Source organism: Acidimicrobiales bacterium, from assembly GCA_034521975.1.
GTDB lineage: Bacteria > Actinomycetota > Acidimicrobiia > Acidimicrobiales > SKKL01 > SKKL01.
In genome coordinates, this window is the sequence record JAXHLR010000004.1 from 383,796 (window position 1) to 410,023 (window position 26,228).

The 26,228-nt window shown below is 69.7% G+C and carries 23 protein-coding genes and 1 pseudogene; 9 read left to right on the plus strand and 15 right to left on the minus strand.

Annotated features, from left to right (window positions below; all coding sequences use genetic code 11):
• Positions 1–9: 9 nt before the first annotated feature.
• Together U5K29_06135 and rpsO are read right to left on the minus strand one after the other, a co-directional pair.
• The gene (locus U5K29_06135) at positions 10–2,436 is read right to left on the minus strand and encodes a polyribonucleotide nucleotidyltransferase (protein ID MDZ7678111.1); all 2,427 of its coding nucleotides are present in this window, start codon (positions 2,434–2,436) and stop codon (positions 10–12) included.
• Between the two features lie 224 nt (positions 2,437–2,660).
• Positions 2,661–2,936 carry a 30S ribosomal protein S15 gene (rpsO, locus tag U5K29_06140; protein MDZ7678112.1) on the minus strand — a complete coding sequence of 92 codons (276 nt, stop codon included), beginning with the start codon at positions 2,934–2,936 and terminating at the stop codon, positions 2,661–2,663.
• 219 nt (positions 2,937–3,155) lie between these two features.
• Here rpsO and U5K29_06145 point away from each other — a divergent pair, with 219 nt between their 5' ends.
• The 6 genes from U5K29_06145 to dusB all read left to right on the plus strand — a co-directional run bounded on the left by U5K29_06145 (position 3,156) and on the right by dusB (position 8,216).
• The gene (locus U5K29_06145; protein MDZ7678113.1) at positions 3,156–4,013 is read left to right on the plus strand and encodes a ribokinase; all 858 of its coding nucleotides are present in this window, start codon (positions 3,156–3,158) and stop codon (positions 4,011–4,013) included.
• A gap of 318 nt (positions 4,014–4,331) precedes the next feature.
• A complete protein-coding gene (locus tag U5K29_06150) occupies positions 4,332–4,769 on the plus strand; it encodes a VOC family protein (GenBank protein ID MDZ7678114.1) in 438 nt (145 codons plus the stop codon).
• Positions 4,769–5,338, plus strand: a complete 570-nt coding sequence (locus tag U5K29_06155) for a riboflavin synthase (GenBank protein MDZ7678115.1) — start codon at positions 4,769–4,771, stop codon at positions 5,336–5,338. Before U5K29_06150 ends, U5K29_06155 begins: the two co-directional genes overlap by 1 nt.
• Positions 5,335–6,138 (plus strand): ABC transporter ATP-binding protein, encoded by an 804-nt coding sequence (locus tag U5K29_06160; protein MDZ7678116.1) that lies wholly within the window; start codon positions 5,335–5,337, stop codon positions 6,136–6,138. The genes U5K29_06155 and U5K29_06160 overlap by 4 nt, the downstream gene beginning before the upstream one ends.
• 97 nt (positions 6,139–6,235) lie before the next feature.
• A complete protein-coding gene (locus tag U5K29_06165; GenBank protein MDZ7678117.1) occupies positions 6,236–7,039 on the plus strand; it encodes an ABC transporter permease in 804 nt (267 codons plus the stop codon).
• Between the two features lie 46 nt (positions 7,040–7,085).
• Positions 7,086–8,216 (plus strand): tRNA dihydrouridine synthase DusB, encoded by a 1,131-nt coding sequence (gene dusB / locus U5K29_06170; GenBank protein ID MDZ7678118.1) that lies wholly within the window; start codon positions 7,086–7,088, stop codon positions 8,214–8,216.
• A gap of 15 nt (positions 8,217–8,231) precedes the next feature.
• On the opposite strand, the gene U5K29_06175 is transcribed toward dusB, so the two are convergent.
• Positions 8,232–8,588, minus strand: coding sequence for a hypothetical protein (locus tag U5K29_06175; protein MDZ7678119.1), 357 nt, complete (start codon positions 8,586–8,588; stop codon positions 8,232–8,234).
• A gap of 51 nt (positions 8,589–8,639) precedes the next feature.
• Here U5K29_06175 and U5K29_06180 point away from each other — a divergent pair, with 51 nt between their 5' ends.
• A complete protein-coding gene (locus tag U5K29_06180) occupies positions 8,640–9,011 on the plus strand; it encodes a hypothetical protein (protein MDZ7678120.1) in 372 nt (123 codons plus the stop codon).
• A gap of 249 nt (positions 9,012–9,260) precedes the next feature.
• Here U5K29_06180 and U5K29_06185 read toward each other — a convergent pair whose 3' ends face one another.
• From U5K29_06185 to rimP, 9 genes are all read right to left on the minus strand, one after another.
• Positions 9,261–10,580 (minus strand): acyl-CoA dehydrogenase family protein, encoded by a 1,320-nt coding sequence (locus tag U5K29_06185; GenBank protein ID MDZ7678121.1) that lies wholly within the window; start codon positions 10,578–10,580, stop codon positions 9,261–9,263.
• A gap of 66 nt (positions 10,581–10,646) precedes the next feature.
• On the minus strand, positions 10,647–11,525 hold the full coding sequence (locus U5K29_06190; protein MDZ7678122.1) for a thioesterase family protein: 879 nt from the start codon (positions 11,523–11,525) through the stop codon (positions 10,647–10,649).
• A gap of 187 nt (positions 11,526–11,712) precedes the next feature.
• Complete coding sequence (locus U5K29_06195) at positions 11,713–12,657, minus strand: bifunctional riboflavin kinase/FAD synthetase (GenBank protein ID MDZ7678123.1); 945 nt, start codon at positions 12,655–12,657, stop codon at positions 11,713–11,715.
• A 57-nt stretch (positions 12,658–12,714) separates the two neighbouring features.
• On the minus strand, positions 12,715–13,587 hold the full coding sequence (gene truB, locus U5K29_06200; GenBank protein ID MDZ7678124.1) for a tRNA pseudouridine(55) synthase TruB: 873 nt from the start codon (positions 13,585–13,587) through the stop codon (positions 12,715–12,717).
• A complete protein-coding gene (locus U5K29_06205; protein MDZ7678125.1) occupies positions 13,584–14,006 on the minus strand; it encodes a ribosome-binding factor A in 423 nt (140 codons plus the stop codon). The genes truB and U5K29_06205 overlap by 4 nt, the downstream gene beginning before the upstream one ends.
• On the minus strand, positions 14,003–14,296 hold the full coding sequence (locus U5K29_06210) for a DUF503 domain-containing protein (GenBank protein MDZ7678126.1): 294 nt from the start codon (positions 14,294–14,296) through the stop codon (positions 14,003–14,005). The genes U5K29_06205 and U5K29_06210 overlap by 4 nt, the downstream gene beginning before the upstream one ends.
• 17 nt (positions 14,297–14,313) lie before the next feature.
• Complete coding sequence (gene infB / locus U5K29_06215; GenBank protein MDZ7678127.1) at positions 14,314–17,313, minus strand: translation initiation factor IF-2; 3,000 nt, start codon at positions 17,311–17,313, stop codon at positions 14,314–14,316.
• A gap of 439 nt (positions 17,314–17,752) precedes the next feature.
• Positions 17,753–19,147 (minus strand): transcription termination factor NusA, encoded by a 1,395-nt coding sequence (gene nusA / locus U5K29_06220; GenBank protein MDZ7678128.1) that lies wholly within the window; start codon positions 19,145–19,147, stop codon positions 17,753–17,755.
• A complete protein-coding gene (rimP, locus tag U5K29_06225; protein MDZ7678129.1) occupies positions 19,144–19,701 on the minus strand; it encodes a ribosome maturation factor RimP in 558 nt (185 codons plus the stop codon). The genes nusA and rimP overlap by 4 nt, the downstream gene beginning before the upstream one ends.
• Before the next feature lie 198 nt (positions 19,702–19,899).
• Here rimP and U5K29_06230 point away from each other — a divergent pair, with 198 nt between their 5' ends.
• Positions 19,900–21,171, plus strand: a complete 1,272-nt coding sequence (locus U5K29_06230; GenBank protein MDZ7678130.1) for a hypothetical protein — start codon at positions 19,900–19,902, stop codon at positions 21,169–21,171.
• A 61-nt stretch (positions 21,172–21,232) separates the two neighbouring features.
• Here U5K29_06230 and U5K29_06235 read toward each other — a convergent pair.
• Positions 21,233–21,898: pseudogene (locus tag U5K29_06235) on the minus strand (class I SAM-dependent methyltransferase).
• 188 nt (positions 21,899–22,086) lie between these two features.
• Entirely contained in the window at positions 22,087–23,511 is a 1,425-nt protein-coding gene (proS, locus tag U5K29_06240; protein ID MDZ7678131.1) for a proline--tRNA ligase, read from the minus strand.
• A 74-nt stretch (positions 23,512–23,585) separates the two neighbouring features.
• Between proS and U5K29_06245 the strand changes: the two genes are divergently transcribed.
• Positions 23,586–24,953 carry an MFS transporter gene (locus U5K29_06245; protein MDZ7678132.1) on the plus strand — a complete coding sequence of 456 codons (1,368 nt, stop codon included), beginning with the start codon at positions 23,586–23,588 and terminating at the stop codon, positions 24,951–24,953.
• 36 nt (positions 24,954–24,989) lie between these two features.
• Here U5K29_06245 and ispG read toward each other — a convergent pair whose 3' ends face one another.
• Positions 24,990–26,219: a flavodoxin-dependent (E)-4-hydroxy-3-methylbut-2-enyl-diphosphate synthase gene (gene ispG / locus U5K29_06250; protein MDZ7678133.1), complete on the minus strand. Its 1,230-nt coding sequence runs from the start codon at positions 26,217–26,219 to the stop codon at positions 24,990–24,992.
• Positions 26,220–26,228: the final 9 nt, after the last annotated feature.

Below are 26,228 nucleotides of genomic sequence, written 5' to 3' on the forward strand. Positions count from 1 at the left end.
TGCGGGTGCTCAGCGACGGCCTCCGCGGCGTCCGCCGCCGCGACCACCACGCCCGCCGCCGCGACCACCACGATCATCACGGTCGCCGCCGGCGGGTGCCGCGGAGGCGGGCCCGAGATCGCCGAGCTCGCTCTTGAGCTCGTCCTCGAACTCGTCCTCGAACGACACCGCAACGCGGTCGGCGTCGCCCGACCCGGCATCGTCGGAGCGGGAGTCTGAGCGCGAGTCCGAACGTGAGTCGGAGGAGCCCTCCTTCTGCGCTGGCGCATCACCGGCGAGCGACAGCGACACCTTGCCCTGCGGATCGACGTCGTCGACGGTGACCTCGACCGAGTCGCCGAGATCGAAGACGTCCTCGACCTTGTCGATGCGCTTGCCCTTGCCCATCTTGGAGATGTGCAACAGACCGTCGCGGCCGGGAAGGATGTTGACGAAGGCACCGAACTTGGTGATGTTGACCACCCGGCCGGTGTAGGTCGCACCGACCTCGGCCACCGGCGGGTTGAGGATCAGCTTGATCTGGCGTTCGGCTTCCTCGACCGCGTCGAGGTCCGACGACGAGATGGACACGGTGCCGATCATGCCGTCGTCGTCGACGTTGATGTCGGCGCCGGTCTCCTGCTGGATGGCGTTGATGACCTTGCCCTTGGGGCCGATGACCTCGCCGATCTTGTCCATCGGGATCTCGAAGCCGCGGATCTTCGGGGCGGTGGGGCCGACCTCGGGGCGGGGCTCGGCGATGACCTCGGCCATCTTGTCGAGGATGTGCAGGCGGGCTTCCTTGGCCTGGGAGAGTGCCTCGGCCAGCACCTCGAGGGGGAGGCCCTCGATCTTGGTGTCGAGCTGGAGCGCGGTCACGAACTCCGACGTACCGGCGACCTTGAAGTCCATGTCGCCGAAGGCGTCTTCAGCACCGAGGATGTCGGTGAGGGTCGTGTACTTGCCGTTCTCGTAGATGAGACCCATGGCGATGCCGGCGACAGCAGCCTTGATGGGCACGCCGCCGTCCATCAGCGACATCGACGACGAGCAGACCGATGCCATCGAGGTCGAGCCGTTGGACGACAGGACCTCAGACACCAGACGCAGCGCGTAGGGGAACTCCTCCTCGTCGGGAACGACGGGCAGCACAGCACGCTCGGCGAGGAGACCGTGGCCGACCTCGCGGCGCTTGGTGCCACCGACCCGGCCGGTCTCGCCGTTGGAGAAGGGCGGCATCGTGTAGTGATGCATGTACCGCTTCTTCTCGGTGGGGTTGAGGCTGTCCTTGTAGGTGATGTCCATGGCCATGCGGGGCATGCCCAGGGTGAGGATGTTGAGCACCTGGGTCTCGCCCCGCTGGAACAGCCCCGAACCGTGGGCGGTGGGCAGGAGCCCGACCTGGCACGAGATGTCGCGGATGTCGGCGGGGCCACGGCCGTCGATGCGGATGCCCTCGTCGACGACACGGTCGCGGATGACCTTCTTGGTGAGCGCCTTGATGGCACCCGACACCTCACGCTCGCGGCCCTCGAACTCCTCGGCCAGCGCAGCCTTGATCTCGTCGCGGATGGCGTCGTTGGTGGCGTTGCGCTCGGTCTTGTCGGCGATGGCGTTGGCCTCGGCCATCTTCGCCTTGCCCAACTCGGTGACCCGGGCGTAGATGTCGTCGCCGTAGTCGGCCTCGGCCTTGAACGGCAGCGGCTCGCGCACACCGGCCTTGGCGACGAGCTCACGCTGCAGGGCGATGGCCTCGCGGATCCATACCTTGGAGGCCTCGAGCCCTTCGGCGATGACCTCTTCGGTGACCTTGGGGGCACCGTCCTGGTAGTACTTCCAGGTGTCCTCGGTGGCGCCGGCCTCGACCATCATCACCGCGATGTCGGAACCGTCGGCGGTCTCGCGGCCGGCGACGACCAGCTCGAAGGTTGACGCGTCGCCCTCCTGGTAGGTGGGGTGGGGAACCCAGGTGCCGTCGGTGGTGTAGGCAACCCGAACCGCACCGATGGGGCCCTCGAACGGGATGCCCGAGATCATCAGCGAGGCGCTGGCACCGTTGATGGCCAGCACGTCGTGGGGGTTCTTCATGTCGACGCCGAGCACGGTGCCGATGACCTGGGTCTCGTGGCGGAAGCCCTCGGCGAAGGACGGGCGCAGCGGTCGGTCGATGAGGCGACAGGTGAGGACGGCCTCGTCGGAGGGACGTGCCTCCTTGCGGAACACCGAACCGGGGATGATGCCGGCCGCGTAGCGCTTCTCCTCGATGTCGATCGTGAGGGGAAAGAAGTCCATGCCCTCGCGGGCCGAGGTGGCCGCGTTGGCGGTCATGAGGATCTTGGTGCCGTCGAGGGTGGCGACGACCGCGCCCATGCTCTGGGGAGCGAGAAGACCGGTCTCGAAGGACAGGGTCTTGTCGGATCCGGAGATCGGGGCGGAAACGATGATGGGTTCAGCCATGTGTGGCTCCTTCTCGGGGGATCGGTTCCCCCGTTCGAGGCAGCTGGCCAGTTCCCAGATGAGAAGCCCCCGACCGGTCTCTCGTCGAGCGAGCCGGGGAATCCACAACTGGCAGCTGACCGTGCCGCCGGTGGGTTGTCTGGTTGCCCGGTGCCGGCGATGGGAGCCGGCCCCGGATGTGCGACGGGCGGTCCGCTGGGGACCGCCCGAGGCGAGATCTGGTGCTAGCGGCGCAAGCCGAGCTTGGAGATGATGGCTCGATAGCGCTCGACGTCGTTCTTCTTCACGTAGTCGAGCAGCCGGCGCCTCCGACCGACGAGCATCAGCAGCCCACGACGGCTGTGGTGGTCCTTCTTGTGGACCTTGAGGTGCTCGGTGAGGTGGGTGATGCGTTCGGTGAGGAGCGCGATCTGGACCTCGGGAGACCCCGTGTCGGAGTCGTGGAGCCGGTTGTCGGCGATGGTGTCCGACTTTGGCGGAAGCTGATGGATGTCGGCCATGGTGGTGGTGGAATCCTCCGGTGAGGGGTGGGTCGTTGGCCCGGCTTCGAGGACCGCTGGGCGGGAACTGAAGCGCCGAGCGCGCGGGCGGGGTTGCCCGTGCGAGCGATATGAGGCTACCAGCACGGTCCCGCGGTCGTCGCATCGCCACCCGTTACGATGGCGCTTCCGGGGCGCCACCGACGCCCCGAAGCCCACCCCAACCCCCTGGGAGCCCTCGTGGCTGTTCGTGTCGCGGTGTTCGGATCGCTCAACCACGACCTCACGTTCTGGGTGCCGCACCCTCCCGCGCCCGACGAGACGATGCGAGCCCATCGCATGGCCGAGTTCGTGGGCGGCAAGGGCGCCAACCAAGCCGTCGCCGCCGCCCGGCTGGGCGCAGAGGTCTCGATGATCGGGCGGGTCGGCACCGACGCCTCGGCATCGATCATCCGAGAACGGCTCCGAGACGACGGAGTGGACACGGCGGCGGTGACCGCGATCGATGGCCCGACCGGAACCGCGGTGCCGATCGTGAGCGACGACGGGCAGGTGTCGATCATCATCGCCGCCGGGGCCAACGGGGCGATCGGTCCCGCCGACGCCGACGCGGCGGCGTCGGTCATCGCGGGTGCCGACGTGTTGCTGCTCCAGGGCGAAGTGGACGCCTCCGCGTCGGCACGCGCCGCGGCGATCGCCCGCGACGCGGGCCGGCTCGTGGTGTTCAACGCCGCACCCGTGCCCGATCGGGCCGACCTCATCCTCGGCTGCGATCCGCTCGTGGTGGTCAACGCCCACGAGGCGCTCGAGCTCGGGCTGGAGTCGTCCCCGAGGGTCGTGGTGACCCTGGGCGGTGCCGGGGTCCAGGTCGGCGACACCCGGGTGGGGGCGTTCCCCGTCGACGTGGTCGATCCCACCGGCGCCGGCGACGCGTTCTGTGCGGCACTGGCCATCGCCATGGTCGAGGGGGCCGATGTCGTCGCCGCGGCACGGTTCGCCGCCGCCGCCGGCGCGTGCGCCGTCGGGGTGGCCGGCGCCCAACCGTCGATGCCCACCAGGGCCCAGGTGGAGCAAATGTTCGCCGGAGCGGGCGGCTGAGCGGCTGGACCCCCAGGATCTCGAGGGCCATCGATGACCTGGCTGACCCCGAAACCTCGCGGATTCGGCGCGCTGAGCGCGACAAATCCGCGACATCTCCTGGCTGGGTGGTCCTGAGCAGCAGCTCGACGTAGCGACGGAGGGGTGGGTGTGTGTCAGGGCGATGCTCCTCATGTTGGCGATGCGCTTGCTCGGAGTCGGCGCAGCCATCTGGGGCCAACGCCTGAGCGCCCAGGAGCCGACGACCGACCTGGTGATCCGCGACGACGCGATGCTCACTGATGGCGAACCGATCCCGATCGGCCAGACTGGTCGGCGATGCCCGCACACCCCCGTTGGACCCACATCGCCCTCCCCTGCTCCGACATCGAGGCCACGGTCGACTGGTACACCACCTACACCCCACTGGTGGTGCTCGACCGGCGCGAGGACCCCGACGGCAAGAACGCCTGGCTCGCCCACGAGGGCCAGGTCGACAACCCCTTCGTGTTGGTGCTGGTGATGTTCTACGCCAAGGAGGGCAGGCTCCAGCCCCAACTGGCCCCCTTCGCCCACATCGGCATCGAGCTTCCCGCCCGCGCCGACGTCGATGCCATGGCCGACCGCGGCCGCGAGCACGGGTGCCTGGCCTGGGAGCCGGTCGAGCTACCACCACCGGTCGGCTACGTGTGCGCACTGCACGACCCGGATGGCAACGTGGTCGAGTTCAGCTACGACCAGGGCGTGTATGCCAAGGTGCAGGAGGTCTGGGGCTGATGTTCACCGGTCTGGTCGAGGAGCTCGGCGCCTTCGTCGCGCTCGACGGTGGCCGCGCTCGCTTCGAGGCGCGAGCGGTGCTCGACGGGGTGGCCATCGGCGATTCGATCGCCACCAACGGGTGCTGTCTCACCGTGGTGGCCTTCGGCGACGACTGGTGGGAGACCGACCTCAGCGACGAGACGTTGCACCGCACGAGTCTCGGCGCGCTCTCGCCGGGCGACCGGGTCAACCTCGAACGTCCTGCCCGGGTCGGTGATCGTCTCGGTGGCCACATCGTGCAGGGCCACGTCGACGGGATCGGCACCGTGCGAGCCACGCCTCCCGACCTGGAGATCGAGGTCCCACCCGACCTGCTCCGCTACTGCGTCGAGAAGGGGTCGATCACCGTCGACGGGGTGAGTCTCACCATCGTCGAGGTCACCGACGCCGCCATCACCGCCGCCATCATCCCCCACACCGCTCAGGCCACCACCTTGGGCCACACACCGGTCGGGTCCCCTGTGAACGTCGAGGTGGACGTCATCGCCAAGCACGTCGAGCGACTGCTCCAGCCCTACACCGGATGACCGATGCCGAGCCCCTGCCGGCGGCCGAGGGCATCCACATCGACGGGGTCTCGAAGCGCTTCGAGCGCACGGGCCAGTCGGTGGCGGCGCTGGCCGACATCAGACTCGACATCGCCGAGGGCGAGCTCGTCTCGGTCATCGGACCCAGCGGCTGCGGCAAGAGCACGCTGCTGCGGATCATCGGAGGTCTGCTGACACCCGACATCGGGACCGTCACCATCGGCACCCACACCCCCGAACAGGCCCGGCGCCAGAAGCACTTCGGCTTCGTCTTCCAGACCCCGGCGCTGTTGCCCTGGCGCACGGTGATCGACAACGTCGCTCTGCTGGGTGAGGTGAACCGGCGCAACAACCGACGTCACGAGCGCCCGCCACCAGGACCGGCCGAGCTGCTCGATGCCGTCGGCCTCACCGGCTTCGAGCACGCCCACCCCGCCGAGCTGTCCGGCGGCATGCAACAGCGGGTCGCGCTCGCTCGCGCCGTCGCCCTCGGCGCTCCCGTGCTGTTGATGGACGAGCCCTTCGCCGCCCTCGACGAGATCACCCGCTCGGACATGCGCTACCTGCTGCTCGACATGTGGGAACGGACCCGGGCGACCTGTGTGTTCGTGACCCACAGCATCGACGAGGCGGTCGCCCTGTCGGACCGAGTGGTGGTGCTCGGGCCGCGCCCTGGTCGGGTGGCCGCGATCGAGCCCATCGATCTGGGACGGCCCCGCCACCCCGATCTCGAGGACACCGCCGAGTTCCGCAGCCACGTCGGGCACATCCGCCGGCTCCTCCACGCCGGCTCCCGGTGACGCCGTTCCGGAGTCGCGCCGCAATCGTGTCGGGCCGATCATTCGACCACACTGGTCGACGCATGCACACCACCTGCTGTCCGACCCACGCGCGCCCATGAGGACCGTCGCCGGACTCCCCGATCCTGTCCAACCCCATCGACGGGTGCGCCGCACCGCGGCGGGCATCGTGCCCGCCCTCGTCGCGTTCGGGGTGATCTTCGGTGGTTGGGAAGCGTTCGTCCGGGCCCGAGGGATCAACGAGATCATCCTCCCCACGCCGTCGGCGATCGCCATCGAGCTGTGGGAGAACCCGGGCCGATGGTGGAGCGACGCGGTCGTCACCGGCGGTGAGGCGGTGTTGGGACTCGGCGTCGCCTTCGTGGTGGCGGTGAGCCTGGCCATCGCCATCTCACACTCGGTGCTGATGGACCGGGCGCTCAGCCCCGTCGTGACCATGATCCAGGTCACCCCGGTGATCGCCCTGGCCACACCGCTCACCATCTGGTTGGGGTTCGGCCTGGCTCCCAAGGTGGTGATGGCGGCGCTCATCACCTTCGTGCCGCTGGTGATCAACGCGGCGACGGGCTTCCGGGCCGTCGAACCCAGCACCCACGAACTGTTCCGTTCGGTGGCCGCCAGCCGCGCCGAGGTGTTCTGGAAGCTGCGCGTGCCCCACTCGCTCCCCTATTTGTTCTCCGCCCTGCGAGTGTGCGTCGGCCTCGCCCTGATCGGCGCCCTGGTGGCCGAATGGTTCGGCAGCACCGAAGGCCTGGGGCGCACCATGGTCCAAGCCCGCAACAGCCTGGCCTACACCAAGCTGTGGGCGGCGGTGGCGGTGCTCATGCTCATGGGCATCGTGGGTGTCACGCTCGTACGCCTCGTCGAACGCTGGGTGCTGCGCTGGCACCCCAACAGCTGAGGCCCCACGTGGCCACCCGGGCGGCGCGACCAGCATCATGGATGCCGTGACCCTTCACATCGGCCCGTTGCACCTCGACCCTCCGGTCGTGCTCGCCCCCATGGCGGGGGTGACCGATGCGCCGTTCCGCGTGCTGTGCGCCGAGTGGGGCGGTGGCCTGTTCGTGTCCGAGATGCTGACCGCCCGCGGGCTGGTCGAGGGCGGCGAGAAGTCGTGGCGCATGGCCCGCCACCACCCCGCCGAAGCGATCCGCTCGGTCCAGCTCTATGGCGCCGATCCCGCCACCATGGGCGAGGCGGTCCGCTGCCTCGTCGACACCGCCCGCATCGACCACATCGACCTCAACTTCGGGTGCCCGGTCCCCAAGGTGACCCGCAACGGTGGCGGCGCGGCACTGCCGGTGCGCCGCAAGCTGGTCGCCGCGGTGATGCAGGCCGCTGTCGACGCCGCCGGACCGGTGCCGGTCACGGTGAAGATGCGTCTCGGTCTCGACGACGACCGCCTGACCTATCTCGACACCGCCCGGGCGGCGGCCGAGGCCGGAATCGCGGCCGTCGCGCTCCATGCTCGCACCGCCGTCCAGGGCTACTCGGGCACCGCCACCTGGGACGCCATCGCCACCCTCCGCGAGGCGCTCGGCGAACAGGTACCGGTGCTCGGCAACGGCGACATCTGGTCGGCGGCCGACGCGGTCGACATGATGGCCACCACCGGGTGCGACGGCGTGGTGGTCGGTCGCGGATGCCTGGGCCGTCCCTGGCTGTTCGCCGATCTGGCCCGCGCCCTCGAGGGCGAACCGTCCCACGGCCCTCCCCGGCTCGGCACGATCGCCACGACGATCCGTCGCCACCTCGAGCTGTCGCTCGACTGGTACTGCGACGAGACCGGGGCGATCCGTCGCCTGCGCAAGCACCTGCGCTGGTACCTGCAGGGATACCCGGTGGGCGCCGACCTGCGACGAGCGGCAGGCTCGGTCTCCACTGCGGCCGACGTTCGCGCCCTGGCCGATCGCCTCGACCCCGACCTGGAGATCCTGACAGAGGCCATCACCGCTCCCCGAGGACGCACCGACGCGATTCGCCGCCTGGCGCTCCCGGACCGCTGGAGCGACGACATCTGGCACGACCGGGACGGCGGGCCGGTCGATGACCCGCTCATCGCCCACAGCGGCGGCTGAACGCCCCGCGGCCTCTCAGCGGTCGGGGTTGCCGTCGGGACAGGTCATGAAGCGCCGGACCAGGCCGTCGCGGACATCGACCTCGTAGTACCCGTCGGTCTCGCTCACGAAGGTGTAGGTGCCGTCGTCGTCGGACTCGAGGCGCCAGCTGTCGTCCACGGGAAACACGTCGGAACGGGCCTGGACGAAGACCCGCAACGCGTCGGTGGGTGACATGTCACCTTCGATGTCGGAGTCGTCTCGTGCGACCTCGCACCCGTCGGGGACATCGTCGCCCGATCGCCACGCCACCAGCCCGAGCGCGCCGACACCGACGAAGACCAGTACCGCCACCGCCGCCAACACCTTCTCGAGCACCGACCAGTCCTTCACTCCACCATCTTGACAGGGCCCTCTTCACCGTCGGCGCGCGATGATCGACCCATGGGTCTCCACCGCCACCGCCGATCGACCATCGTCGCCACCGTCCGAATTGCCCTGCTGGTCGCCCTCCTACTGACGGGGCTGATGGCCGAGCCCGGCCCGGCACTGGCCCAGAGCGATGAGAGCGGCGATGCCACCAGCACCAGCGTCGTCGAGCGCGACGGGCAGTCACCGGCAGGCGACATCCTGCCCCAGCCCAACAGCGGCGAGGCACCCGACTCTCCCGGCGATCCCGGCGGGTGGCAGCAGTACCTCGTGTTCGGGCTCATCTTCGCCGGTCTGGCTGCGATCGTGGCGCTGGTGGTCCGAGAGTCCCGACAGGCGCGCTCGCCCGATGCCCGCCAGAACCCGACGGCCGGACCCGAGGGCTAGGGCCGAACTGGGGGAGCGAACGGACCGAGCCCACCCGTGAGCATCGTGGGGTCGTCCCCGCCTCGGTCCACGCGGACCCGATTGCGCCGAGCACGCTGGCGGCGGGGGTCGACCAGCCACGAATCGACCTCCGCGAGGATCTCGTCCGGGATGTCGTTGCTGCGTTCCGAACCAGAAGCCGACAGTGTGCTGCTCATACCTCAGTTAACGCCGTGGGTGGTGGATGTGTTACGGCAGGTGGCGGACCGCTCAGTTGCGGGGAACGTCCTTCCACGGCAGTCCCTTGGACGCGTCGGGCTCGCGGGGCAGACCGAGCACCCGATCGCCGATGATGTTGCGCTGGATCTCGGAGGTGCCGCCCTCGATGCTGTTCCCCCGCGACCGCAGGAACGCCCGAGCCCGCATGGCCGTCGCGGTGTCATCGGGCTCCCACGCCATCGGGGTGCCGAGCAGATCGACCGACAGCACCTGGCTCGTCATGTTGAACTCGGTGGAGAACAGCTTGGCGATGGAGCCCTCGGGGCCGGGTTGACCGGCCTTCTGCTGGGCCGCGGCCCGCTGCATGTTGAGCGTGGAGATCCGACCGACGATGTACATGCGCATGAGGCGGTCGCGCACCACCTTGTCGTCCCAGGTGCCCTTGTCCTTGGCCTCCTGGATGAGTAGCTGGACCACGGATCCACCGCCCCGCATCCCCTCGGCGGTGCCGTCACCGAAGCCCGGCCGGCGCCGTTGCTGATCGTCGCCACCACCACCACGCCGACGGCGGCGCCCGGCCGACCCACCACCGAATGCTCCCGAGAGCGCGACCCGCTCGTTGAGCAGCGTGGTCTGGGCCACCGACCATCCCTCGCCTTCGGGCCCGAGGCGACACGAGTCGGGGATGCGGACGTCGTTGAGGAAGACCTCGTTGAACTCGGCATCGCCGGTGATCTGACGCAACGGGCGGACCTCGACGCCGTCGGTCTCCATGTCGAGCAGGAAGTAGGTGATGCCCTTGTGCTTGGGGGCGTCGGGGTCGGTCCGGGCGATGAACATGCCCCACTTCGCGATGTGTGCGCCCGATGTCCAGACCTTCTGGCCGTTCACCACCCACTCGTCGCCGTCGCGAACCGCCCGGCTGGACAGTCCGGCGATGTCGGAGCCGTTGCCTGGCTCGGAGAACAGCTGGCACCACCACTCGCCCTGGGCCATCCCCGAGAGGAACCGACGCTTCTGGTCCTCGGTGCCGTACTCGCGGATGGTGGGCGCGGCCAGACCGAAGCCCAAGATGTTGAACGACCGGGGCACCTCGTACTCGGACTTGATCTCCTCGACGATGGCCGCCTGGTGGCGATCGAGCCCGGCCCCGCCGTACTCGACCTCCCAGTCGGGCATGGCCCAACCCGCCTTGCCGATCTCGTCCAGGAACGCCGCCTGGTCGAGCTGGGCCCGGCCTCGGGCAAAGGCCTCATCGTCGTCGTTCTCGATGCCGGCGACCCAGTCGGCAGGCAGGTGGTCACGCAACCAGCCGGTGAACTCGTCGCGGAGTTGGTCGTCGGATCGGGTGTTCGTCACGTCGGTGCTCATCGGATCGCTCCTGGAGATGTCGGATGGACTCGTATCAGGGGGAGAGGATCGCGGGGACCGGCCGGATCAGGGCGGCGGTGGGGCACCCGTGGAGCGCAGGAGGCACTCCTGGACGAACGAGGCGACCAGCACCCCGTCCTGGGTGTGGAAGCTGCCCCGCGCCAAGCCCCGGGCCCCGTGGTTGGTGATGGGGTCGACCGAGAACAACAGCCAGTCGTCGACCCGGAACGGTCGGTGGAACCACACGGCGTGATCGAGGCTGGCACCTCCCCAACCCGAGTGGTCCGACCCCGGTGCCCTGGCGCTGCGCACCACCGCCATGTCGGACACGAAGGTGAGTGCGCAGGCGTGCAGGTTCGGGTCGTCGCCGAGCGGTTCGCGCGACCGCACCCACGCGGGATGGGGCCGGAAGTCCTCGGTGACCTGCAGCGGCCGCATGTCGAACAGGCCACCCATGGGGCCACCTCGTCGCATCCGGCGAGCCCGCTCGATCCGGGCTGCCCGGGCATCGGGATCTGATTCGCCCGCCCCTTCCTCGGCCTCGAGCGCCTCGCGCATCCACGGTGGGGCGTTTCGGCCCCGGCCCAGGGGCATTCCCATCGGCCCGTCGCCCATCGTCACCTCGTCGGGGCCGGGCCGAAGCTCGGGTGCTTCGACCTGCCAGTCGTAGCCCTCCTCGACCACGTGGAACGACGCATCGAGCACGAAGATCGCCTCGTCGCCCTGGCGGGCGGTGACCCGGCGGGTGGCGAACGAGCGCCCGTCCCGGATGCGCTCGACCTCGAGGTGCAGCGCGATGTTCGGACGACCGGGCCGGATGAAGTAGGAGTGCAGCGAGTGAACCCGGCGATCGGCGGGAATCGTCAACGTGGCGGCCCGCAGCGACTGACTGGCAACCTGACCGCCGAAGAGTCGCGGTGGACCCTCGGCCGGAGTGGGCGCCACGTAGAGGTCAGGCCCGACAGCTTCGAACTGCAGGAGCTCGCGCAGTCCGCCTGGTCGAGCAGCATCGGTGGAACTCAGAACTGCGTGCCTTTCCGATCATGACCGGGCTTGCCCGTACCGGTCCGATGCTTCGGCACTCTAATGGTTCTGACCGCGACCCCCGACAGAGGGTGTCGCGGGCCCACGATCAGGACAGGCCCAACACCTGACGGGTCGTGGCGACATCGACCTCGAGCTGGGCGACCAAGGCCTCGATCGACTCGAAACGCATCTCGGAGCGCAGCAGCTCGACGAACTCGACCCGAGCCAACTCGTGGTAGAGGTCGCCGTCGAAGTCGAGTAGGTGGGCCTCGAGCAGCGAGGTGTCGGCGTGCTCGTAGAACGTGGGGCGACGTCCGAGGTTGATCGCTGCCGGGTGGCGATCGCCGCCGGGTTGGATGTACCAGCCGGCATAGACGGCATCGGCGGGAATGGCCATGGCCCTCGGCACGGGGATGTTGGCGGTGGGGAAGCCGATCTGGCGGCCCCGCTTGTCGCCTTGCACCACGGTTCCCCGCAGCTCATAGAGCCGACCCAGCATCGTCGCCGCCGAACTGACGTCGCCGCCGGCCAGCGCCCGACGGATGGCGGTCGAGGAGACGGGTTCGACGGCTTCGTCTCTCTGCAGCAGCGAGAGGCCGTGCACCTCGAACCCGTGGCGGCCACCGAGCTCGCGCAGCAGCGCGACGTTGCCGCCGCGCTGGTGTCCGAAGTGGAAGTCCTCGCCAACCACCACGGCCTTGGCCCCCAGACGTTCGACCAGTACCTCGCCCACGAAGTCCTCGGCGTCCTCCTTGGCCCTGGCCTCGTCGAAGTGCACCACGAACGTGCAGTCGACCCCTGCCGCTTCGAGGAGCTCCAGCTTCTGGTCGAGCGAGGTCAGCAGCGCCGGCGCGCTCTCGGGCCGCAGCAGCGTGGCCGGATGACGGTCGAAGGTCACCACCGCGGTGGCGACGCCCAAGCGGTCGGCTTCGGCCTGGGTGGCCCTGATGACCGACTGGTGCCCGAGGTGCACCCCGTCGTAGACGCCGATGGTGACCGCACAACCGGCGATGGATGCGGGACTGTCCTCGTTGTCGCGGATGACCTGCACGACCCCGACGCTATCGGCCGTGGCAGTCCGGGCACCACAAGGCCGAACGGTCGCCGATCATCGGGGAGCCACCACCACCGCCGGTTTGACGCGACCGTCGCCGGCGGGCTCGTAGACCGCGAGGAGCCGACCCTCGGGGTCGACGACCGGCCACGGCCCGTCACCGTCGGCACCCAGCGTCGCCCGGTCGAGCACCCGGCCGTGTCCGACCAGGACCGCGGTGTCGGTGTCGGCCCGCACCGACGCGTAATCGCGCAATGCCGCCGCCGGCGGCAGGACCACCGGCGCCTCCACCGGGTGAGCATCGGCCAAGGTGAACGATCCGATGGCGGTGCGCCGCAGCGCCCTGAGGTGGGCGCCACCACCGAGCGCGGCACCGAGGTCGGCGGCCAAGGTCCGCACGTAGGTGCCCGACGAGCACTCGACCTCGGCCTCGAGCACTCCCGGCTCGCCGTCGACCGAGGTGAGCTCGAACCGGTGCACGGTGACGGGGCGAGCCTCGCGCTCGACCTCGACCCCTTCGCGGGCCAGCTCGTGGAGGCGTCTGCCACCCACCTTGACCGCCGACACCATCGGCGGCACCTGCCAGATGTCGCCGGTGAGCGCCAGCGCCGCCTCGCGGGCGGCGTCGAGGGTGACGTGGGACATGTCGTAGGTAGCGGTGACATCGCCCTCGGCGTCGAGGGTGGTGGTCTCGGAGCCGAGCACGATCTGGCCCACATAAACCTTGCGCAGCGGGGTCAGGAACCGCAGCAACCGGGTGACCCGCCCCACACCCACCAGCAGGACCCCGGTGGCACCGGGATCGAGGGTGCCGGCGTGGCCGACCTTGCGGGTGCCGAGCACCCCACGCAGCTTGGCGACAGCGTCGTGGGAGGTCCATCCCGGCGCCTTGTCGATCACCGCCAGCCCGTCGGGGCCTGTGCTCACGGTCCGTCCTCGTCCGGATCAGAAGCCGACCGAGGATCGGGCTCGTCGTCACGCACCTCGGGGAGGTCGCGCAGGATCGCCTCGATGCGGGCCGCGCTCTCGGCCACGGTGTCGAGCCGGAACACCAGCTCGGGCACACGCCGGACCCGCGCCTGGGTGCCGATGGCCCGCTGCAGGCGGATCCGATGATCGGCCAGGGCGAGCGCGGCGTCCTGCTCCTGATCGGCGTCGTGCACCAGGTAGAACACCGTTGCCCGCGACAGCTCGGCATCGACGTCGACCTCCATCAACGTCACCAGATCGAGCCGGGTGTCGTCGATGCGCTCGAGCTCGTCTGCCAGGATCTCCTGGAACAGCTTGTTGAGCCGCGCGGTGCGCGGGTAGTGACGCCCCGAGCTACCACGGGAGCGCCGGCTCACCGATCCACCTCCAGCCAGTGGCGCTCCACCCCGAGCACCTGCACGTCGGGCACCGACCAGATGAAGCGTTCGACCTCATCGACCACCTCGGTGGCATGGTGAGCTGAGTTGGACACAACCGCCACCCCGATGCAGGTTCGCTGCCAGGTGTCCTCGTGGTCGACCTCGGCGATGGCCACGCCGTAGCGCCGGCGCGCCCCTTCGATGATGGGCTTGAGCGTTGCTCGCTTGGCCTTCAGCGAGCGGGACTCGCCCAGGTGCAGGTCGACACGCATGCTGAGCACGTGCACGGATCAGGCTCCGATCGTCAGGATCGGGGGATCTCCCGCTCCTCGTAGGTCTCGATGATGTCCCCCTCCTTGAGGTCCTGGAAGTCGGAGAGGCCGATGCCGCACTCGTAGCCGGTAGCGACCTCCCGCGCGTCCTCCTTGAACCGCTTGAGGGAGCTGATCTCGCCCTTCCAGATGACGGTGCCCTCACGCAGGAACCGGACCTTGGAACCACGCCTGATCACACCGTTGGTGACATAGCAGCCGGCGACAGCGCCGATCCGGGGCACCCGGAAGATCTCGCGCACCTCGGCATCGCCGGTGACGACCTCTTCGTACTCGGGCGCCAGCATTCCGACCATGGCGCTCTCGATCTCTTCGATCGCCTTGTAGATGATCTCGTAGGTGCGGATCTCGACGCCCTCGGAGTCGGCGAGCTCGCGGGCCTTGCGGTCGGGCCGGACGTTGAAGCCGATGATGGTGGCGTTGGAGGCGGCCGCCAGCTCGATGTCGCCCTGGCTGATGCCACCGACACCGCGATGCACGAACGAGAGCTTGACCTCGTCGCGTTCGAGCTTCTTGAGGCTCTCGGTCAGCGCTTCGAGCGAACCGTTGACGTCGGCCTTCACGATGAGGTTCAGGTTGGCGGCCTCGCCGGCCTGGATCTGGCTGAAGACGTCCTCGAGACGGGCACCTCCCGACATCGCGTGGGCATCGCGGCCTTGGCTCGCCACCCGCTGCCAGTGCTCGCGAGTCTCGGCGACCTTGGAGGCCTTGCGCTCGTCGGGGGCGACGACGAAGATGTCGCCGGCCTTGGCGACGTCGGACAGGCCGAGCACCTCGACGGGGCTGGACGGTCCGGCGGTCTTGGCGTGCTCGCCGAGGTCGTTGATCAGCGCACGGACCCGACCCCAGGACGCGCCGGCGACGAGTGGCTCACCGACTGACAGCGTGCCGCGTTGGACCAGCACCGTCGCCACCGGCCCGCGGCCGACGTCGAGGTGGGACTCGAGGACGACGCCCCGGGCCCTCCCCTCGGGCGTGGCCCGCAGCTCTTCGAGGTCGGCGACGACCAGCAGGTTGTCGAGCAGATCGTCGATGCCGAGCTCCTCCAGCGCCGAGATCTCGACGACCACCGTGTCGCCACCCCAGGCCTCGGGGACCAGCCCGTGCTCGGAGAGCTGCTGGAGGACACGGTTGGGGTCTGCGTTGTCGCGGTCGATCTTGTTGACCGCCACGACGATGGGGACCTCTGCCGCCTTGGCGTGGTTGATGGCCTCGATGGTCTGGGGCATGACGCCGTCGTCGGCCGCCACCACCAGGATCACGATGTCGGTGGCCGAGGCTCCTCGGGCACGCATCGCGGTGAAGGCCTCGTGACCAGGTGTGTCGATGAAGGTGATCTCGCGTCCGCCGCGCTCGACCTGGTACGCCCCGATGTGCTGGGTGATGCCTCCGGCCTCGCCCGACACGACGTTGGCGCTGCGGATGCGATCGAGCAGCAGGGTCTTGCCGTGATCGACGTGTCCCATGACGGTGACGACCGGCGGGCGCGGTGGGGCGTCCTCGTCATCCTCGTCGTCGTCGAGCAGATCGACCTCGAGCATCTTGAGCAGCTCGACCTCTTGCTCCTCGCCGGGATCGACCAGACGGATGTCGGCGCCGACGTCGGCGGCGAACAGCTCGATCATGTCGTCGGAGAGCGACTGGGTGGCGGTGACCATCTCGCCCTGCTGCATGAGGAAGCGCACGACGTCGGCTGCGGTGCGGTTCAGCTTGGGGCCGAGGTCCTGTGGGGTGGAGGATCGTTCGATCACCACCGTTCCCTTGGGAACCGCAGCATCTTCGGGCGTGTAGGTGGGCACGTCCATCGGCTGCAGCTCTTCGCGTGAACGACGACGACGCCCCTTGCGGCGCGGCGGGCGACGTTGCTGGCCACCGGGACCGCCACGCCCCCCACCTGGACGGCCACCAGGGCCACCACCAGGACCGCCACCGGGAGGACCGCCACCGGGACGGCCACCGGGACCGGCGCCTGGACCCGCACCCGGGACGCCCCCACGCGGACCGCCACCAGCGGGAGGTCCACTGGAGCGGACGCCGGGACGCGCACCCGTGGGCGGGCCACCGGCGCGACGCCCCGGCGCAGGGCCACGGCCGCCCAGACCGGGTGGGGGTGGGATGGGCTTGCCCGATCCCGACAACGGGGGACCGGGTGGGGGGGGAATGGGCTTCCCCGATGGCGAGGTCGGGGGCGACTTGGCCGCAGGTGCTTGCGGGGCCCCACGTTCGGCCGGCGGCGACGGGGAGTCGGGCGCGGGTCGCTCAGCGGGTCGCTCAGCTGGTCGTTCCCGGGCCGGCTGCTCGGGGGCCTGGCGCTGCGACGCCGCGGGCGCCTCCGGCTGTCGGGGTGGGGGCTGAGGCGGTGGGGACTCGCTGCCGGCGGCCGGTTCGGTGCGCTTGGGTGGGCGCGGGGGATGCTCGCTGCCGCTGGAGGTCACCAGCCCCTTGCGCTCGCCGGGCGCGGGACCGGACGACTCGGACCGGCTCGGCGCCTCGGCGGAGGTGTCGGTGGGTTGCTCGGCGGCCGGCGATGCCGGAGCCGCGTCGGTGGAAGCGGCCTCGGTGGAAGCGGCCTCGGTGGAAGCGGCCTCGGTGGAAGCGGCCTCGGTGGAAGGGGCCTCGGCTGCCGGAGCGTCGGCTGCTGGAGCATCGGCCGCCGAGGTGGCGGCGGCGGACTCGTCCACCGCGGGGGCACCCTCGGCGCCTGTGGCCGGAGCCTTCTCCGCCCGGGCCTTCTTGGCGGGCGCCTTCTTGGCGGGTGCCTTCTTGGTCTTGGAGGACGGCTCCTCCGGCTGCTCGTCGCGGACGAGGCCTTCGCGTTCGGCCTTGCGTCGAACCCGATCGGCCTGTGCATCCACCACGCTGGAGGAGTGGCTCTTCACCCCGATGCCGAGCGCGTCGCAGAGATCGAGCGTCTCCTTGTTGGTCAGCCCGAGCTCTCGTGCCAGCTCGTACACACGGATCTTTGCTGCCAAAGCCCTGTCCAGTCCCTTCGTCGTTGTTCGATTCGTGGTGTTGCGTGCTCGTGGTGGGTGTCCGGGGGTGGCGCGCCAGGACCCCTCGTGGACCGAAGGACCAGTCTCGCGCACTGTCCCCACCGGCACGAATGCCGGGGAGGTCAGCGCTTGGGCGTGTGCCCCGGGGAGCGTGTCGGCGGCTCAGAACCGAGGTCGTCCTCGCTCACGAGGATCCCTGTGATCGGAGCCCGGAACGCCCGGGAGAAGGCCTTCCGCTTGGTCGCCTCGGCGAGGCAGGTCGTGGGGCCTCGACAGAGCCAGGCGCCACGTCCCTCCAGGGTAGGACCGATGACCACGAATCCGTCGGGTCGTCGCACCGTTCGCACCAGATCGGGCTGTGGTGCCGGACGCCGACAGCCGATGCAGGTGCGGATCGGGACACGGTCCCGCCGCGTCGCTATGGCGTCTCGTCTCCGTCGTCGGCCACCGATTCGGTGTCGGCAGCGGCATCGGCTGAGGTGGCGACCGGCTCGTCGGCGACCGACGCGGACTCAGCCGCCGCCGTGTCCGCCGATCCGGCTGTCGGCTCGGATTCCTCGGCCTGATCGGCTTCGTCGGCTTGATCGGATTCCTCGACCTCGACCGCGAGGTCGTCGAGCGATGCGCGGCCGCCGTCGACGACCGCTGCCTCCTCGGCGTCGAGCGGCTCGGTGTCGGTCAGCTCCGCCTCGTTCTCCGACCCTTCCTCGACGCTGGCCGACCACTCCTCGAGCGACAGCGCGGGGCCGCCCTCGGCGGGCTGCCACATCTGCTCACCCGACTCGGGATCGACGATCCACTCGCCCTCGGCCCACTCCTCGCCGGCATAGGACTCCTCCTCGGCGAGCTGGGTCTCGCTCTTGATGTCGACCCGCCACCCGGTGAGGCGCGCCGCCAGACGAGCGTTCTGGCCTTCCTTGCCGATGGCGAGCGACAGCTGGTAGTCCGGCACGATCACCGTGGCCGTTCCGGACTCCTCGTCGATGCGAACCTCCTTGACCCTCGCCGGCGACAACGCCTTCATGACGAAGTCGGGCGGGTCGTCGGAGAAGGGCACGATGTCGATCTTCTCGCCACGCAGCTCGTTGACCACCATGCGGACCCTGGCGCCACGGGCTCCGACGCAGGCACCGACCGGGTCGACGTTGGAGTCGTTGGACCAGACGGCGATCTTGGTGCGGTGCCCCGGTTCGCGAGCGCACGCCTTGATCTCGACGATGCCGTCGGCGATCTCGGGGACCTCGAGCTCGAAGAGGCGCTTGATGAGGCCGGGGTGGGTGCGGCTCACCACGATCTGGGGGCCCTTCGCGGTCTTGCGGACCTCGACGATGTAGGCCTTGAGGCGCCCGCTGGCCTCGGGGCGCTCGTAGGGGACCTGCTCGGCCTGCGGGAGCAGCGCCTCGACCCGCCCGAGGTCCAACAGGGTGTAGCGGCTGTCGCTCTGCTGGACGATGCCGGTGACGATGTCGCCTTCGCGACCGGCGTACTCCTCGTACTTGAGCTCGCGCTCGGCCTCGCGGATGCGCTGCATCATGACCTGCTTCGCGGTCTGTGCCGCGATGCGACCGAAGTTGGCGGGGGTGACGTCGAGCTCGGGACCGACCGGTTCGCCCTCCTCGTCGAGGTCCTGGGCCAGCACCCGGATCTCGAAGGTGTCGGGATCGATGGTCACCCAGGCGTACTCGTGGGCCTCGGGCATGCGCTTGTAGGCCGACTCGAGCGCGTCCGCGAGCGCCCCGAAGAGCGTCTCGACCGAGATGCCCTTGTCGGTCGCCAACGCCTGCAGCGCCTCCATCATCTCGGGGTTGCTCATCGGTTGGACCTCCTGGTGGAACCCTCGTCGGGCGCGCTCGGGTTGGAGTTGGCATCGGGCGGGGTCATGCCCCACTCGAACACCGTGCGGGCAGAGTCGATCGTGTCGTAGGCGAGGCGGGCCTCGCTGTCGTCGGCGCCGGAGTCCTCAGCGGCCCCGGAGGTGGCGTCGTGTCGGATGGTCACGGCCTCGTCGTCGGCACCGAGCACCACGCCACGGACGCGTCGGGCGGGCTGGGCGGGCTCGCGCACCTTGACCGTGACGGTCTCGCCGACCGCTCGCCGGAAGTGCTCGGGGGTGCGAAGCTTGCGCTCGAGCCCGGGAGTCGAGACCTCGAGGGTGTACCGACCGTCGATGGGATCGACCTCGTCGAGGGCCCGTGAGATCTCCTTGGTGATGACGCCGAGATCGTCGATCCCCGGGGCCTGGGCGCCGCCCACGCCGGTGACGGTGACCCGCAGGGTGGGACCGTGCTGGTCGAGATCGTAGAGCTCGAACCCGTGGGTCGCGACGATGGGTTCGGCGATGGCGCGCACCTCGTCGATCCTGGTCATCGTCACCTCCCAGCGGTCGTTGTCCGGCTGCTCTCACAACAAAGGCGTGGGCCGAAGCCCACGCCTTCGTGCGACACTGCGTACTAGAGCGAGGACCCGGAGTATACCTCACGACAACCGTTCGGCGGGCTGAGCCGGGTCAGGTCGCCACCTCGATCGGTCTCGTTCACTGTCGTACCCCCTCTGCATACTTGACGCATGGATGCAGCAGCGCTGGCCAGGGTCACCGACACGGTGGCGGCGATCGATGTCGACGCGCTCGAGCCGCGCCATGCCGAAGACCTGACGGCCGCTGCGGCCCGCCTCTCCCACGCTGCGGGGGCCCTCGCCGCCCGGTCCGCCCGGCGGGTGGGCCAGACCGGTGCGCACCGTCGATGCGGCGATCGCACCGAAGCCCACCACCTCGCCCGGGTCTCGGGAGTGGGGCTTGGCGCAGCGAAGACCGCCCTCGACGTCGTCGGCGCCACCGATCAGCTGGCGGCCACGGATGAGGCGTACCGAGCCGGTGAGGTGTCGCTGCGTCAGGCCGCGGCCATCTGCGGTGCCGCGCTGGTCGACCGGCGAGCCGAGTCGCGCCTGCTCCGCATCGCCACGACGCGAGGCATCGGCCAGCTCGAAGAGGAGTGCGCCCGGGTGCGGGCTGCTGCGGCTCCCGACGACGAAGCCGAACGCCATCGGCGGGCTCGCCGCGAACGGGGTGCGTGGAAGCACCAGAACCACGACGGCTCGGCCGAGATCCGATTCCGGTCCTCGACCGAGGACGTCGCCGAGGTCTGGGCGGTGGTGTCGGCCTACCGCGACCGGCTCTTCCGTTCCGGCGGGGCCGACAGCTCGACCGGCGAGCGACCAAGCTTCGACCAGCGCAGCGCCGACGCGTTCCTCGACATGGCTCGAGCCGCGGCCAACGGGAGCGTGCTCACCCCCGCGACCCAGCCGAGCCTCGACCTCGACGGCCTGGAACCCATCCGCCCCGGGGTCAACGTCGCGAAGGTCATCGTCCGAGTCGACCTCGCCACCCTTCTGCGTGGCTACCCCACCGGTGACGAGGTGTGCGACATCCCAGGCCATGGCCCCATCCCGGTCGCCGCGCTGCGCGACATGCTCGCGACCGGCAACCCGATCCTCGCCGCGGTCGTCACCAAGGGGGTCGACGTGGCCACGGTGGCCCACCTCGGGCGCGACCCCACCGCCCACCAGCGCACGGCCCTCGAGTGGCTGAACCCACGGTGTCGAGCCGAAGGGTGCGACCGCACGATGGGCCTCGAGATCGACCACCGCATCGACTGGGCCCCGACCGAGGTCACCCTGTTGGGCTGGTTGGAGTGGCTCTGCACACACCACCACGGCCTCAAGACCTCGAAGGGCTGGCGCCTCGTCCACGGCAAGGGGATCCGAGCCTTCGTCCCACCCGACGACCCGAGGCATCCCAACCAGGCCCGCAGCACCAGCACCAGCACCAGCACCAGCTGACGAGCGTGGTCCGCAGCGGAGCAGCCCGGTTCGGCCGGTGCTTCGCGCGCCTCGTTCCGAGTCAGCCTTCGATGGAGGCGGCGACCAGCAGCACGAGTGGCACTCGACGCCGACGTTCGAGCTCGGCACCGTCATCGGCGAGCAGGGCAGGAGAGGGCTCGCACTCCCGGACGCCATCGAGCCGGAACCCCACGTCGATGAGGACACGCAGGTAGTCCTCGACGGTGCGGTGGTGCCAGACCACCGTCGATCCGAACCACGGCCGCTCGCGGGGACCGCGCACGAAGGAGTCGTCGACGGTCCAGTCGGCCCGGCGACCGTGCCCTCGTCCTTCGTTCGAAGTGATGACCGGATAGCACACCGAGAACACGAACCGACCACCTGGACCGAGCGATCGGCGCACGCTCGCGACCGCGTCCTCGAGGTCAGCCACGTAGTGCAGCGCCATCCTCGACAGCACGAGGTCGAACGTGCCGAGCGAGGTGCCGAGCTAGGTGCTGAGCTCGGTGCTGAGCTCTTCGATCGCGATCCGCCAGAAGTCCACACCGTCGGCTGCATGCTGAACACGCGCCAGCTCGACCATCGCCATCGAGGCGTCGATGCCCACATAGCGGGCCGCACCCAGCTGTCTCACCAGCGGTGCCGTCGATCCATCGCCGCTCCCCAGGTCGAGGACGGGCGAGCCGGACAGATCGCCGAGCATCTCGACGAGGTTCGGCTGTTCCATCACCACGTTGGGACTCGACGCTCCCCCGTGTCGATGTCGCAGGTAGGCCGCCCGCGAGCTTGCATCGTCGTAGAACTCCTCGGCCGTGCTGGTCACGTTCGATCCTCCTTGTCGGTGGAGGTCCGAAGCACCCAGATGCGAGATCGTACAGGAGGCGTCGCCAGGCGCGCCGAGTTCGCCGGGACGGTTCAGTAGGCGCGGGCGACCAGTGCCACGAGGTCTGCCTCGTCGGCCGAGCCCGGAACCGAGCCGTCGGGGCGCTGCAGGCAGCGGACGGTGATCGAGTGCTCGGCGAGCGTGTCCTCGCCGGCATCGCCGACCAGGTCCCACGGGATACGGGCGAACCCGGTCGCGGCAGCCTCGATCGCCTCGTCGATGGTGGAGACGTCGACCAGCCCGTTCGCCACCGTGGCCACCGCTTGGTCGTGCAGCGACCACTGGGCCGCGTCGAGGGCCGAGCGGACCGACCCGGCCATGTCGACCACGCCGGTGGTGGTCTTGCGATCGGGCGAGTCCGAGGGCAGATCCCGGCGCACCACGGTGACGACACCGGCGGCGAGATCGCGAGGACCGACCTCGACCCGGACGGGAACCCCCTTGAGCTCCCAGTCCGTTGAGCGCCGCCCGAACGACACCTCGACGCGGTCGTCGAGCTCGGCCCGGATCCCCGCGAGGCGGATCTCCTCGACCATGAGACGGGCTCGCTCGAGGCACTCCTCGTCATCGCGGACGACCATGACGACCACCTGGATCGGAGCGAGCCGGGGCGGCACCCTCAGCCCGTCGTCATCGCCGTGAGCCATGATCAGACCACCGATCATGCGGGTGGACACTCCCCACGACGTGGTCCAGGTGAGCTGGAGCTGACCGTCGGCATCGAGGTAGTCGATCCCGAACACCTTGGCGAAGTTCTGACCGAGCTCGTGGCTGGTGCCCATCTGCAGCGCCTTGCCGTCGCCCATCATCGCTTCGCAGGTGAGGGTGTTGATCGCGCCGGCGAAGCGCTCCCTCGCTGTCTTGCGGCCGATGAACACCGGGATGCCCAACACCTCGACCATGAAGTCGCGGTAGACCTCGTGGAGGATCCTCAGCGCGTACTCGCGGGCATCGACCTCGGTGGCGTGCGCGGTGTGTCCCTCTTGCCACAGGAACTCGGTGGTGCGCAGAAAGATCCGTGGACGCAGCTCCCAACGGACCACGTTGGCCCATTGGTTCAACAGCAGGGGGAGGTCGCGATGGCCCTGGATCCACTTGGCCATGTACTCGCCGAACACGGTTTCGGAGGTGGGTCGCACCACCACCGGTTCGTCGAGGTCCTTGCCCCCGGCGTGGGTGACCACGGCAAGCTCGGGGCTGAAGCCTTCGACGTGGTCGGCTTCGCGCTGCAGGTACGACTCGGGGATGAACAGGGGGAACGACACGTTGGAGGCCCCGGCCTCTTTGATCCGGTCGTCGACCTCGCGCTGCATCCGCTCCCAGATGGCGGTGCCGTAGGGCCGGATGACCATGGTCCCCCGCACCGGGCCGTTCTCGGCCAGCTCGGCCTTGGCGACGACGTCCTGGTACCAACGAGGGAAGTCCTCGGCCTGGGGTGTGAGCACTCGAGCAGCCATGGACGGCGAGCCTACCCGGATGGGCACCATCGCCGATTCGGTGTTGACGCCGCACCCGCTAGGGTCAGCGATCGGTGTCGGATCCCACTGCCCTCTCTGCCAGCGCCGCGACCCGGATCGCCGACGCCGACCACCACGTCTCCAGCTTCGTCGCGCTCCGCCATGCGATCGGCTCGGCATGGGCGTTGCTCGTCGGCATCACCCTGCTGATGCTCGGCACCGGGCTCCAAGGGAGCCTGCTCGGTCTCCGAGCCAACTTCGAGGGCTTCGACACGACCACGGTCGGTGTCGTGATGTCGAGCTACTACCTCGGCTACCTGCTCGGCTCCACCCAAGCGCCCAAGCTGGTGGCCACCGTCGGCCACATCCGGGTCTTCGCCGCCTTCGCATCCATCGCGTCGAGCACCGTGCTGCTCCACGCCCTCGCCGTCGCTCCCGCCGGATGGGTCGCCTTCCGCGTGGCGTCGGGGTTCTGCATGGCGGGCCTGTTCGTCGTGGCCGAGAGCTGGCTCAACGACACCGCCACCAACGAGACCCGCGGCTCGATGCTGTCGCTCTACGGAGTGGTGGTGAGCGGTGGCATGGGAGCAGGTCAGCTGCTGTTGAACCTGGCCGATCCCAGCGGCTTCGAGCTGTTCATCCTCACCTCGGTGCTGGTCTCGCTCGCGCTGGTCCCCGCCGCGCTGTCGGTGCGTTCCGCACCCCGGTTCCTCCAACCCACACCCGTCAGGCTCAAGACGGTGTTCGAGGCCGCGCCGCTGGGGGTCGTGGGGGCGATCCTGTCCGGCGCCGCGTCGAGCGCGATCTTCGGTGTCGGGGTCATCTACGCCCAGCTCCGAGGGCTGACCCTCGCCGAGACCGCGACGTTCATGCTCGTCGCCATCCTCGGCGGAGCGGTGCTGCAGTGGCCGATCGGATGGCTCTCCGACCACACCGACCGGCGCCGCATCATCAGCGCCGCCGCGGCAGTGGCAGCGGGCTTGTGCGTCGTCGGCACCATGGGTCCCAACGGAGTCGTCCTGCTTGCGGTCATCGGCCTCCTCGGAGGGTTCTCGCTCCCGCTCTACCCTCTCGTGAACGCCCACACCAACGACTGGATCGCCCACGAGCAGATGGTCGGGGCGGGAAGCCGGCTCATCATGTCCAGCGGCATGGGGGCCATCGGAGGACCGATCCTGGCATCGACAGCGATGGCCACCATCGGCGCCGCGGGGTTCTTCTGGTTCCTGGCCGTCGTGCACGTGGCGGTGGCAGTGTTCGCCGCGTGGCGGATCGTGGTCCGGCCACCGCGACCGGTTGGCGAGCAGACCCACTTCGCCCCCGTTCCCGCCCGCGGTTCGTCGGTGCTGGTGTCGGCGATGTACCCCGAGGCCTACGACGAGGAGGACGAGCCGGTGTTCGACACCGAGGAGATCCCCGTGGTGGTCATCGACGACGAGTAGGTCGCTGGCACGGACCGAAGCGCCGTCGACTGCCGCTCAGCGGGTGAGGTTGCGGATGACCTCGACCCGGGCCTCGCTGGCGTTGGCGTCGGTGCCCTTGTCGTCGAGCAACCGTGCCCGGTCGCGCTCGGCCTCGCGCGCCGCCTTCTCGGTGTCGACCCTGGCCAGGGCGGCGTCGGTGCCGTGCTCGACGATGAACTCGGCCCACTCGACCAGCTGGCCCACCATCTCGTCCTCGGGAACCACCGCCACGTTCTGGCCCTTCACGAACAGATGGCCTCTCCCCCGCCCTGCGGCGATGCCCAGGTCGGCGTCGCGCGCTTCGCCCGGACCGTTCACCACACACCCCATCACCGCCACCTGCAGCGGGATCTCGCGCTCGCCGAACGCGGCCTGGGCGTCGGCCGCCACCTGGATGACATCGACCTCGGCCCGCCCGCAGCTCGGACAGGCGATGAGGTCGATCGACTTGCGCTCACGGAGCCCCAAGGCCTCGAGCAGCTGGCGCCCGGCGCGGGCCTCCTCGACGGGGTCGGCGGTGAGCGAGTACCGGATCGTGTCGCCGATCCCCTCCGCCAGCAGGGTGGCGAGGCCCGCGGTGGCCTTGACCACACCTGCGGGGGGTGGGCCGGCTTCGGTGACCCCGAGGTGCAGCGGGTGGTCGGTGGCCTCGCTGAGCTGGCGGTAGGCCTCGATCATCAACGGCACGTTGGATGCCTTGACCGAGATCTTGACGTGGTCGAAGTCGACCTCGTGGAAGTAGGCAAGCTCGATCATGGCCGATTCGACCATCGCCTCGGGGGTGACCCGCCCGCCGTGCTTCTCGTAGAGGGCGGGATCGAGCGATCCGCCGTTCACCCCGATGCGGATCGGCACACCGCGATCGCGACACTCGGTGGCCACCGCCTTGATGTGCTCGGGCTTGCGGATGTTGCCGGGATTGAGCCGCAGACCGTGGACTCCCGCCTCGAGCGCGGCCAGCGCCATGCGGTACTGGTGATGGATGTCGGCGATGATCGGCACCGGCGAACGCGGCACGATGCGCGCCAGCCCTTCGGCCGCCTCGCTCTCGTTGCAGGTGCAGCGCACGATGTCGCACCCTGCCGCAGCGAGGGCGTAGATCTGCTGGAGGGTGCCCTCGACATCGGCGGTCTTGGTGATGGTCATCGACTGCACGGTGACGGGCGCATCGCCGCCGACGGGCACAGACCCAACCATGATCTGGCGGGTCGGGCGGCGGGGGAAGGTGACCGATCCTGGATCCATCGTCAGCCG